The 12148-nt window shown below is 57.0% G+C and carries 8 protein-coding genes; 5 read left to right on the top strand and 3 right to left on the bottom strand.

Annotated elements, in window-relative coordinates; translation table 11 throughout:
- Positions 1–45: 45 nt before the first annotated feature.
- A complete protein-coding gene (locus CULFRC11_RS10060) occupies positions 46–1116 on the bottom strand; it encodes an acyltransferase family protein (protein ID WP_031270677.1) in 1071 nt (356 codons plus the stop codon).
- A gap of 40 nt (positions 1117–1156) precedes the next feature.
- On the opposite strand from CULFRC11_RS10060, the gene CULFRC11_RS10065 reads away from it, so the two are divergent.
- Positions 1157–2344, top strand: a complete 1188-nt coding sequence (locus CULFRC11_RS10065; RefSeq protein WP_023636448.1) for a PorA family protein — start codon at positions 1157–1159, stop codon at positions 2342–2344.
- 1350 nt (positions 2345–3694) lie between these two features.
- Here the strand turns inward: CULFRC11_RS10065 and CULFRC11_RS11400 are convergent.
- Entirely contained in the window at positions 3695–4840 is a 1146-nt protein-coding gene (locus CULFRC11_RS11400) for a glycosyltransferase family 4 protein (RefSeq protein ID WP_080669079.1), read from the bottom strand.
- Positions 4841–4877: 37 nt separating this feature from the next.
- Between CULFRC11_RS11400 and CULFRC11_RS10085 the strand changes: the two genes are divergently transcribed.
- Positions 4878–5651 carry a class I SAM-dependent methyltransferase gene (locus tag CULFRC11_RS10085; RefSeq protein ID WP_038620854.1) on the top strand — a complete coding sequence of 258 codons (774 nt, stop codon included), beginning with the start codon at positions 4878–4880 and terminating at the stop codon, positions 5649–5651.
- Positions 5652–5678: 27 nt separating this feature from the next.
- Here the strand turns inward: CULFRC11_RS10085 and CULFRC11_RS10090 are convergent, their stop codons facing one another.
- Positions 5679–7514 carry a phosphoenolpyruvate carboxykinase (GTP) gene (locus tag CULFRC11_RS10090; RefSeq protein WP_014836889.1) on the bottom strand — a complete coding sequence of 612 codons (1836 nt, stop codon included), beginning with the start codon at positions 7512–7514 and terminating at the stop codon, positions 5679–5681.
- A gap of 551 nt (positions 7515–8065) precedes the next feature.
- Between CULFRC11_RS10090 and trmB the strand changes: the two genes are divergently transcribed.
- The 3 genes from trmB to CULFRC11_RS10105 are packed head-to-tail and all read left to right on the top strand — an operon-like array spanning position 8066 to position 12130.
- Positions 8066–8839: a tRNA (guanosine(46)-N7)-methyltransferase TrmB gene (gene trmB, locus CULFRC11_RS10095; RefSeq protein ID WP_023636453.1), complete on the top strand. Its 774-nt coding sequence runs from the start codon at positions 8066–8068 to the stop codon at positions 8837–8839.
- A 1-nt stretch (position 8840) separates the two neighbouring features.
- Positions 8841–9500, top strand: coding sequence for an NYN domain-containing protein (locus CULFRC11_RS10100; protein WP_023636454.1), 660 nt, complete (start codon positions 8841–8843; stop codon positions 9498–9500).
- Positions 9501–9511: 11 nt separating this feature from the next.
- A complete protein-coding gene (locus tag CULFRC11_RS10105; RefSeq protein ID WP_023636455.1) occupies positions 9512–12130 on the top strand; it encodes an MMPL family transporter in 2619 nt (872 codons plus the stop codon).
- The last annotated feature ends 18 nt before the right edge of the window (positions 12131–12148 follow it).

Here is a 12148-nt window from a genome sequence, read left to right on the forward strand (position 1 = left end):
ACATAAAACCCCAGGATGCATTTTCTAGCGTTCTCAAAAACGACATTATCGCGCCCAACGGGCATTCTTTTCCACCAACGTAAAGCTCGCCGCTGCCACAACGACGCTTGCCACAAAGCAGACTGCGGTGACAAGAATGAAATGCCCAGAAAACGGCGCGATCCCCAACAGCGGGAAGACCATCGACAACACCGGGAGGTGCCAAAGAAACAGCGAGTAGCTCCACCGTCCCAAAGTAAGCAGGGGCCGACTACTGAGAAGCGATGCCCGCGCGCTCCCTGTCCCCCAGGCATAAGGCAGCAATATCAGCGCCCCAAAAAGCGCCCCTGCCAGGATTTTTCGCACAAATTCTCCGGGTGTGGGATGCGTCAAACCCTGCGGACCAAACCATGGCTGGCTCGCCACCCACGCCACGCCAAGGGCTAGCACCCACCACAGCCACGTGAGATTAAAGCCTTTCCATGCGGTTATCCGTGTCCCCTCCAGCTCAGCTGCGATAAGGCCGACGACAAACCAGGGCGCATAGGAAGGCGGGAAAATCTGAAAGTTAATTCCGCCGGCTAGATCGAGAGGCCACGGCACCGCAGCCCATCCGATCCCCGCCGCAAACATCCCGAAAAAGCACAGCAGGCGCTTGCTTTTCGACGCCCCCCGCAGCGCCCACACCAGCACCGGCAGGAAAAGGTAAAACGCTACTTCCACGCTCAGCGACCAGAGGTGAGTCAAACCGCCGGCAAGGCTGTGAGCTGGGTACACCTGAGTGAGGGTCAAGGTGGCTAAGATTGTGCGCCATCCCGTGCCAAAAGAATCCGGCAAGAACGCAAAAACAAGCAGAACGCACACCCAATAGGCCGGGAGGATGCGTAAGGCACGGCGGCGGAAATACGAGAGTGGGGAGCCCGAGTGATCACCACGCCAGAGCAAGAATGCTGAAAGACCAAAAAATACTGCGACAAAGAAGTCAAAGCGCGCGAGTATCGCCCCTACGATTCCCGATTGGCTCATCCCTGTTTGAAAAGCCGTGTGTGTGAGGAGCACCCCGGTGGCAGCCACACCTCGTAGCCCCTCGAGCTGGGGGAGGAAGTTTCGCGTGCGCGGTGGGTACGATGGAGACACTTTAAGGGATCCTAGCGGAAAGTAGAGAGTCGTCAGGGTGATGGACAGCAAAGACACCGGTGTGGATGCTGCTGGTATGGGCGCACGGAATACCCTATTTGTGCGTTCCGAAAAGCATGCACGACGTGCCCCTATTATTGCCTTTGTGGCGGCAGCCGCGCTCTTTATCATTGCAGCGGCTGGACCTGCACTTATGATTAGCAGAATCAAGCCTATTCCGGTAAACACCACCAGACAGATCACCACTACCCCTGCGGCCACTACTCTCTACGATCCTGAGGCCCCTTGCCCCGCCGATGCCCCGCAAAGCTGCTTTGTGGTTAACACCACCACCCAACTGCATCGAGAGATCAAAACGGTCAAAACCGATGTCCGCGACGAAGTCGACCTCCACGTCACGGAAAACCTCATACGTACAGACACCAAAAAATCCATCATCGATATCGATGACAAACTGCGCCTTATCAGGCATTCCACCTATCCGGTCTTGGATTTCGCTTCGCATATGAAGGTCACCGCACCAAGCCTTAATTTGAGCTTTGACACCGGAGATTTTGCCCGCGACGGACTCCAATACTTTTACCCGTTCAATACAGAACGCCGCTCGTATCAATTCTTTGACCCCATCGCACAAAAACCCTGGCCACTGGATTATGTGGAGGAAGATAACGGGATCTACAGGTTTACCCAAAATATCCCCGCCACGGACTTGGTCAAAGCCGCGACACGATCTTTCACCCAACCCGAGGACATCTCCGATGAGCCCTCGATGGAAGCCACCACGAGTGATCTCAGCCAGGAACAGCAAGACCAGATACGCAAGATGCAGATCACGGCCCCCGCGTCCAAGTTCTATGGCGAGGGTCGTCCCGGTACGGTCAAGCTCACCCCTTATTACACCGTCAAGCGCACCCTGTGGGTAGAGCCCAAGAGCGGTGTGGTGGTTAATCAGAGCGAAGACGTGTTCATGTTCTATGCCACCGACCAGCAGGACGCAGATGCTACCGCGCAGCGTGGTCAGGATCCCATGCGCACAATTTTAAAGACCAAACTTCAATGGGATGCCACGACTCAAGAATATGCCCACGATGAAGCTCAGCCGACAGTGAATACTTTGCACCGGCTGCGCATCGGCGGGTTCGTCGCAAAAATGCTTGGTTTTGCCCTGCTTGTGGTAGGTCTTTGGCTTGCTGTACGACGCCCCCACGACGTTCCTTCACAGCCTTAGCATGTCTGCCCCCGGCGCGCGTTCTTCGTCGTATCTGCTCGTCGCATGGACTGCGATGCTGCTCACCCTGCTCATGTGGGCCTTGTGGCTACCTTCCGGGTGGTCCGGAATGTTGGGGCTGCGCGACATGGTGGTGCTCAATCACCCAGCACTGACCGCGGGCGCCGTGGGTTTTGGCGATCTTCCCGCACGTAATGCGCCCCAAGACGGAGTGCTTGCGCTGTTGGGCCACGTGGTTCCAGCTACGTGGGTAGTGCGGCTGCTGTTGCTGGCGGCTGCTGTCGCCGGGGCTATCGGGGCTGCCCGACTGGGTAACACTCCATGGTCACGGGCTGCCGCGATAACGCTTACCCTGTGGAATCCGTTTGTGGTGGAGCGGCTATTGCAAGGTCATTGGTCTTTGGTAATCGCTGCATGGTTATTGCCGATGGTGATCACGGCCCCGACGCGGGGGCGGATTGCGGCGATGTGGCTGAGTTCTTTGACCCCCACGGGGGCGGTCGTGGCAACTATCACGGGTCTGGTTGCCGCTCGTTCTAAACTCCCTGTCTTGTTAGCTGGTGCGGCTGCCAGCCTGCCGTGGCTCATCCCGAGCCTTGTCACTGTGCCGGCGTCTTCCACAACAGTGTTTCTCGCCCGCGCAGAAACCTGGACTGGCACCTTGGGCGCACTTATGGGTCTAGGTGGCATATGGAATGCTGAGGCGGTGCCGCCTTCACGAGCTGCGGGCTTTGCGGTGTTTGGGATAGCACTAGGCGTGCTCACATTCTGGAAAGCTCCCCGGCGGTGGCAGTTGCTCGGTGCCGCAGCAGTGGCGGCCTGCCTCGTGCTGAATACTCCGGCTGGCGGGTGGTTGCTCACCCATGTACCCGGTGCAAGCCTTTTCCGCGATTCTCAAAAACTCATCATGCTGCTTATCCCCGCGCTGGTGACAGGAGCGGGCAGGATGCGATACCGACCGCTTGCTCTTATCACTCTCTTTCTTGTGATTCTGCAGGTTCCTGATGCCCCGGTGGCTCTCAAACAGCTCACCCCGGTAACCGAGCGCCCCTGGCCAAGCTCCGAGGGGGACGTGCTCTTCCCGGATTCTCGGGGGCTGGTGACCTACCGCGGGCGAACCATGGTGGATCCGAGGATCAAAGCTCAGTCGAGTGTGGAAGCAGGAGGCCTGGTGGTAGATGGCACGCTGGTAGACGAGCTTTCCCCTCGGTATGTGGCTGCGGTGCAGGAATGGCGCCGCGGCTGTACCGAGTGTCTTAAGGAACGCGGTATTGGGGCGGTGGTGACGTCGACAAGCTCCGGCGCGGAAATCATCACGGAGATCGGCGGCACCACCCACCGCGGGCGTAGTTACTGGTTAGGCGTATCGCTTGCCTCGTTGTGGCTGGCGGGAGGCGTGGGCGTCGCCGGAGCATGGGCGACGCGTTCCATGAGATCGAGGAAGCGGCGACCGGTGTCGTCCCAGGAGTAATCCTGTGCCGCTTCATAAGCAAGCGCACCTACAGCTTCTCGACGATCCGAGTCCGCCAACAACCGGCGAGTCTCCGCAACAAACTCGTCCCGATCCCCGACCAGCACGCCACCTTCCCGGACGGAGTCTACAAGCCCGCCCGAGGAGCGATAACCGATCGTTGGCACCCGATGCTGAGCCGCCTCAATCACCGCCAGCCCCCAACCCTCCTTGCGGGAAGGCATGAGGTGTATCGCTGCGCGGTCCAAAAGGGCGTGCTTGTATTCCTCGGAAACCTGGCCGTGGAATACCACCCGGTCTGCAACATCCGCCGCTTTATCCCGTAACTGCTGCCCCCACCAGCCAGAACCGATGATGTCTAACACTACGCCGTCAAGCGAGCGCACCACCTCGATGGCATCTTCAATCTGTTTGTGAGGCACCAGGCGCGAAAGCGTGACCAGGTGCAGTCGGCCATCGTCTTCCAGCCGCATATGCGTGGGTGGATGATCCACCCCATTGCGAATGATGTCCACACGTTCGGGATGCACTCCGAGCCCAACGAGTTCATCCTTGCTGGGTTGGGAGACCGTGACATAACGCAACGACTGATGCAACCACGGCGATACTCGAGATTCCAAAAACCAGCCGATCTTGGACAGGATCTTTCCGGCCACTGGCCATTGCTCACGATGGCAGTGGTGAGTGAGCAAGATGGTGGGCTTGCCAGAAAAAAGTGCAGCAAAAAAGGGAATTCCGTTTTGGGTATCCACCACAACGTCAACTCCACGCATGGTGCCCAATCCTAAGCGTCCAGCAATCATCCCCAATGCGGCTTTAGGATAAACCCCAAATTTGCCACCGCTGCGAGAAAACCTCACGCCTTCGCGCATGCTGCGACGAGGAGCATCTGTATAAGACGATGTACGGAAGATGACCTCGTGTCCGTGGCGTGCACAATATTCCGCGACCCGTTCAAGGTAGCGTTCACTCCCGCCACCTTGAGGATGCGTCGTATCACGCCAACATAATAAGAGAATCTTCATATCACAACCCACCCTAGAGCATGAAAAGATAATCTCCATGGCGAAACCACCACAGCATACTGCAAAACTTGCCAACCTACGTCGATCCCTCACCCTTCTGAGGAGTTTTCGCCATGAGCAAACCGCGCCTGACAAATTCTATGCCCCATTAGCAGCAGACACTGCGAATCTCATAACAAGTCTGTGTAGAGACACTCACTCGCCCATAGGCAGTGTCTTAGACGTCGGAGGTGGTCCCGGATATTTTGCTGACGAGTTTGAGCGTCGCGGGATTCATTACGTCAGTGTTGAACCCGACGCTGGGGAAATGTCAGCTGCAGGTATTAGCATCGCGAATGCTGTCCGCGCTAGCGGAACTGCCTTGCCCTTTAGCGCAGATGCTTTTGATGTTGTGTATTCCTCTAATGTGGCAGAACACATCGCTGACCCTTGGCTCATGGGTGAAGAAATGCTGCGAGTAACACGGCCGGGTGGTCTAGCAATCCTGAGTTATACCGTGTGGCTCGGGCCCTTTGGCGGGCACGAGACCGGCCTATGGCAACACTATATTGGCGGTAATTTCGCCCGCGATTATTACAGCCGCCGCCACGGGCATCCGCCCAAAAATGTTTTTGGGACATCCTTATTTAATGTCTCGTGTGCCGCGGGATTGCGCTGGGCGCGTAGTGTATCCGACGCTCAACTGGTTCTGGCTTTTCCTCGTTACCACCCCCGCTGGGCATGGTGGCTAGTACGGATCCCGATCCTCCGTGAATTTCTTGTGAGTAACCTCGTGGTAGTTCTGAAAAAGCCGGAGCTCCCTTACGACTAAAGAGAAGCTCCGGCCCAACAGTTCTTGCTATTCTGCAGCAGCCACGCGCTGCTTCAGAGCCTCAAACTGCTCAAGCACCTCTGCAGGCACTGCGGATCCCTTGGAACCAAGGAACTCAAGGTACTGCTCGTTATCCTCAAGGTCGCCCTTCCATTGAGCGGCAGGGGCAGAGAGTGCCTCCTTGACGTCTTCAATCGGGGTGTCCAGACCAGTAAGGTCGAGGTCCTCTACGCGTGCGGTGTAGCCAGCGATGGTCTCATCGGCTTCTACGCGGCCTTCAATGCGGTCCACAATCCACTTAAGAACGCGGCTGTTGTCTCCGAAGCCAGGCCACAGGAAGCGGCCATCGTCGCCACGGCGGAACCAGTTCACGAGGAAGACAGCCGGCATCTTGTCGCCGCCCTTCTTGCCCATGTCGATCCAGTGCTGCAAGTAATCAGCAGCGTTGTAGCCGATGAACGGCAGCATAGCCATGGGGTCGTGACGCAAAGCACCCACGGTGCCCTCGGCGGCGGCCGTCTGGCCGGAGGATAGCAGCGCACCGATCATGGTGGCGTGGTTCCAATCGTGAGCCTGAGACACCAGCGGAACAGTGTCTGGGCGACGTCCACCGAAAAGGATTGCGGAGATCGGAACGCCTTCTGGGTTGTTGAACTCTGCGGCGGCAACGGGGCACTGCTCTAGTGGCACGCAGTAACGAGAGTTCGGGTGGCTGGAAGGCTGATCGCTCTCCGGAGTCCAGTCGTTGCCTTTCCAGTCGATAAGGTGCTCCGGCTGGTTTTCCAGTTCCTCCCACCAGATGTCGCCGTCGTCGGTAAGCGCAACGTTGGTGAACAGGGTGTTGCCCGGCTCCATGGTCTTCATGGCGTTGGGGTTAGAGGAGTAGTTGGTTCCTGGTGCTACGCCAAAGAATCCGTTCTCCGGGTTGATGGCGTAAAGACGTCCGTCCTCGCCAAAGCGCAGCCATGCGATATCATCGCCAACGACCTCGGCCTTCCATCCTTCGATGGTCGGCTGCAGCATCGCCAGGTTGGTCTTGCCACATGCCGATGGGAAGGCGGCGGCAATGTAATAGACCTTGTCTTCTGGAGAGGTGAGCTTGAGGATGAGCATGTGCTCAGCCATCCAGCCTTCTTCTTTAGCCATGACAGAAGCAATACGCAGCGCGTAGCACTTCTTGGCCAGGATGGCGTTTCCGCCGTAACCGGATCCAAAGGACCAGATCTCCTTGGTCTCCGGGAACTGCGTAATGTACTTGGTTTCATTGCAAGGCCACGCAACATCTTCCTGGCCCGGCTCTAATGGCGCGCCCACGGAGTGGAGACACGGAACGAAAGAACCGTTGTCGCCAATCTTGGCGAGCGCCTCAGCACCCATGCGGGTCATCACGCGCATGGAAAGCACCACATAGGCGGAGTCCGTGAGCTGGACACCCAGCTTGGGCGCGGGGTCGTCGATAGGCCCCATACAGAACGGAACTACGTACATGGTGCGCCCCTTCATGGCACCACGGTATTGTTCCGTCATCTCGGCTTTCATCTCTACCGGATCTGCCCAGTTATTGGTTGGGCCAGCACCCTCCGGAGTGGAGGTACAAATAAAGGTACGAGACTCAACGCGTGCGACGTCCGCAGGGTTGGAACGTGCGAGGAAGCTATTTGGGCGCTTCTCATCGTTGAGGCGGATAAGCGTGCCTGATTCAACGAGCTCCGAGGTAAGTCGGTCCCACTCTTCTTGAGAGCCGTCTGCAAAGACGACTTGCTCCGGCTGGAAAAGCTCTACATTCTCCGCAATCCAATTCAGTAATACTTCATTCTTTGTAGGGGCTTCACCCTTAAGGCCCTTAATGGACACGGTGGACATCGCTTCTCCTGACATAGTTGCGCGTGTCAATTGACTGTTCTTCCTCACCACACAGTAGCCATTAAGACACGAGGAAAGGAACACTAACTCAGAGACGCGCATCACAAAAAGTGCCCATTCGCAGCTCCACCCCCGATATTCGCACCAGACCGAGGGAAAATCTTTGAAAATTCCCCCTCACACACCCACCCCTTTCGGGGGCAAAAGTGTGCAAAATATTCATAAGGTGCCGCAAATAATCGCGCGCGCTGCAGTTTTGCCAACCAAGAATGTACACAACGCCACACACAAAACAGAGACCATTACCGAACTCCCAACGTCCACTATGGACCTGCGCTACACATCCACCTCCCCCGGAAAATCTCCACATCTTCCCGCACCAACCAACCCAAAGAGGTCTGACGTCTAAGTAATCCATAGGGGAATATCAGCTAAAAATCGCTCCCCCAACAACCACTTTGGTCACACTTTTCACTTTAATTCACTCTTTTTTGCCCTGCGCTGGGGCTTACACATTGAACAAATTCCAGCGGAGGGGCAAAATAGCAGGGATGTCTAATTCTGATAATTCCCAAAATTCGCTCGGAGAGCTCCCCTCCGGGCGCCCTTTGCAAACCGATTTTAATAACCAGTTCAACAACGACCTTGATTATCCCCGCCTCGGATCCGTCAGTTTCCGTCGCGGAACACTCACCGATAATCAAGAGAGTATGTGGGAGGAACACTGGCCTAAGCTGGGAACAGTCCTGTCCGACGAGCGCATAAACGTCGCGGAATGGTTCGGTCGTGACGGCGCCCGCACCATCTTAGAAATCGGATCCGGAACCGGAACCTCTACCGCAGCCATGGCCCCACTTGAGGCCGATACCAACGTTATTGCCGTCGAGCTGTATAAGCCTGGTCTTGCCAAGCTCCTCGGCGCGATCGTCCGCAATGACATCGATAACATCCGCATGGTCCGAGGCGACGGGGTGGAAGTCCTCACCCGCATGTTCGGAGAATCCTCCCTCGACGGAGTCCGTATCTATTTCCCGGATCCCTGGCCCAAAGCGCGTCACCATAAACGTCGCATCATCCAGTCGGGCGTGCTTAACCTGATTGCCACCCGGCTTAAGCCTGGCGGTGTTCTTCACGTAGCCACCGATCACGCCGACTATGCCGAGTGGATTACCGAGCTGGTCGATGTAGAACCCATGCTGGAGTACATGGGCTGGCCGTGGCCAGAGTGCCCGCAGCTCACAGATCGTCAGGTCATCACCAAATTTGAGGGTAAGGGCCTGGACAAAGACCACACCATCACGGAATTCCTGTGGAGGAAGAAATAAAATGACTTCCTTTGATATCCCTCTCCACATCCCCGTAGCACCCGATAATGAGCTTCTTCTGGTGTGGGACGCCCCCAACCTAGACATGGGGCTGGGTGCCATCCTTGGTGGCCGCCCTAATGCAGCCCACCGCCCGCGTTTCGACGCCGTAGGTAAATGGCTGCTAGCAAAAGCAGGCGAACTCAGCCACACCACCGGCATCAAGATCGAGGCTGAGGCGACCGTCTTTGCCAATATCACCCCCGGTGGTGCGGATAATGTTCGCCCTTGGGTTGAGGCATTGCGCAACATCGGATTCGCGGTGTTTGCCAAGCCCAAGCTGTCCGAAGAAACCGACGTGGATCCGGACATGCTCGCCCATATTCGCCTACGTCACCAGGCCGGCAAGCTCAAGGGCTTAGTGGTAGCCAGCGCAGACGGGCAGAATTTTAAAGACCTCCTCGATGAGCTAGCCGCCGAGGGAGTCGCCGTCACCGTCCTAGGATTCCACGAACACGCAGCTTGGGCAGTAGCCGATGAAGCATTGACGTTCGTAGACTTAGAGGAAGTGCCCGGAGTATTCCGTGACCCGCTACCCCGTGTCAGCCTGGACAAGCTTCCTGACGAAGGCGCATGGCTACAGCCATTCCGCCCACTTACTGCCTTATTGTCTAATCGCTAGGATCAATACACATGTTCTCACGCTGGGGAGACTTCGCTTACCGCCACCGTCGCGTGGTGCCCGTAGCAATCGTCGTGTTTATCGTGGCGATCTACGGTATCTTTGGCATCCGCCTTGCCGAACGCATGAGCCAAGAAGGCTGGGACGATCCCGGTTCTTCCTCGACTCAGGCTGCCAATATTGAGCAAGAAGTCTTTGGTCGCGACAACTCCGGCGACGTTGTTCTCCTCTTCTCTTCCGAAGATGGAATAGCTAAGAACAAGAACTTCGATGAGATCAAGCAGTATCTGGGCGACCTCAAAGCTTTACATCCCGACCAGATCGCGGACGTCACATCGTACTTTGATAATCGCAATGCTCAGTTGCTATCCAAGGACGGAAAAACGGCCTTTGCCGCGGTCTCCCTCAAAGGTGACCACGAGCAGACCTTGAAAGATTTCCGAGCGATCAAAGGAAATCTGAAGCCGAAATTTGACGGTGTGACTGTCCAAGTAGCCGGAGCTACTGCAGTCGCCGACGCCCTGGATTCCGGTATGGCGGGCGATATCAAACGTGCGGAAGTGGTAGCACTTCCGCTCGTGGCTATTTTGCTGTTGTTTGTTTTCGGCTCAGTGGTAGCCGCTTTTATGCCGCTTATCGTGGGCATTCTCTCCATTCTGGGTTCCCTCGGCGTGCTGTCCATTCTCGCCGGTTTCGCTCAAGTAAATGTGTTCGCACAATCTGTGGTCACGCTGCTTGGTTTGGGCCTAGCCATTGACTACGGACTTTTCATGGTGTCCCGCTTCCGCGAGGAGATGGACCAGGGCCGAGATATCCGCGACGCAGTGCGCATCACTACGTCTACCGCTGGAAAGACCGTGGTCTTCTCTGCAGCCATGGTGGCCGTGGCCCTTTCCGGGCTACTGGTCTTCCCGCAAGCATTCCTCAAGTCGGTGGCCTACGGCGCCATCAGCGCCGTCGGTCTCGCCGCTTTGCTGTCCATCACGGTGCTGCCCTCGATCTTTGCGATGCTAGGGACAAAGATCGACAAGTGGACACTGCGCCGCACTAAGCGCAGCGCTCGCACACTCGCCGATACCTGGTGGTACAAGCTACCCGCCTGGGCCATGAAGCGTTCCAAAACCGTCGTTGTCTCTCTCGTCTTCCTTTTGATCGCGTTGACGGTTCCGCTCGCGGGAATCACGTTCGGCGGAATCAATGAGACATACCTGCCGCCTAACAGCGATGTCCGTAAGGCTCAGTCCACTTTTGATCAGGAGTTCCCTGCGTTCCGCACAGAACCCATCAAACTGGTGGTCTCCAACGCTACTAACGATCAGCTGATCAAGGTATACCAGCAGGCAAACGCGATCACGGGCCTCACCGATAGGTTTAAGCCGTCGACTGCCACTAAAGACGGCACCACCGTTCTTTCTGCTGGCATCGCCGAGCGCAAAGACAACGAGTCAGTGGTAAAACAGCTCCGAGCAATCGAGGTTCCTGAAGGCGTCAGCGTGCACATCGGCGGCACCCCGGCAATGGAGGTTGAATCCATTGAGGCGCTCTTTGACAAGCTGCCGTGGATGGCAATCTACATCGTGCTAGCCACATTCATTTTGATGTCTCTGGTGTTCGGCTCGATGATCCTGCCGGCAAAAGCCATCATCATGACTATCTTGGGCATGGGAGCCACCCTGGGCATCCTCACCGCAATGTTCGTTGACGGCATCGGCTCCAGCCTCTTTAATTTCTCCGCCGGCCCATTGATGAGCCCCGTCTTGGTTCTCATCATGGCGATTGTCTACGGCCTATCCACGGACTACGAGGTGTTCTTGGTCTCCCGCATGGTGGAGGCACGCGACAACGGCGAGTCCACCGACGAAGCCATCAAGTACGGCACCGCCCACACCGGCGGCATTATTACGGCTGCCGCGCTGATCATGATCGTGGTCTGTGGCGCGTTTGGATTCTCCGAGATCGTGATGATGAAGTACATCGCGTTTGGCATGGTCGTAGCATTGCTTTTCGACGCCACCATCATCCGCATGCTTCTAGTCCCCGCGGTCATGCACCTGCTGCGTGAAGACAACTGGTGGGCTCCCCGATGGGTCAAGCGAGCCTCCGAAGCCATGGGCCATAACTCTGCCCCTGAACCACTGCCTGTTGCTTCTCCACCGGCGGAGAGCGTCGATACGCCTGTGAGGCGCGTCGAACCCGTGCAACCTCGCGTCCCAGTATCCGCCTATATGGACGACACGAGCACCATGGCCCCAGTGAAGGAACGTCTTTACCCACCTCGCCCCGCTCAGCAGCAGCCTGCTCCCCAGCAGCCCACTCCCCCACGGCCCGCACCTCCGCGACCTGCGCCTCCGCGCACACCTCCGCACGCTGCTGCACCTGCTTTTAACCCAAAGCGCACATGGGGCAGCACTGCTGCTACATCGCACGATTCAGGAGCCGCCGATACAGTGGAGGAGCAAGGCTCACATACCTCGAAGCGTAAACTCCATCACTCGCGACGCGAAACCCTCGTGTCCGATACAACAGTGGTGGATCCCCGGACCGCAGGTCGATCCGGACGTATCGCCTCCGAGGATAACGAGCTCGTCCCCTTCTCTGAGCTGGTGAAGCGTCTGCGTGAAGAACATTAGAGCCCGATGGTGGCATAA

Source organism: Corynebacterium ulcerans (assembly GCF_000767685.1).
Classification (GTDB): domain Bacteria; phylum Actinomycetota; class Actinomycetes; order Mycobacteriales; family Mycobacteriaceae; genus Corynebacterium; species Corynebacterium ulcerans.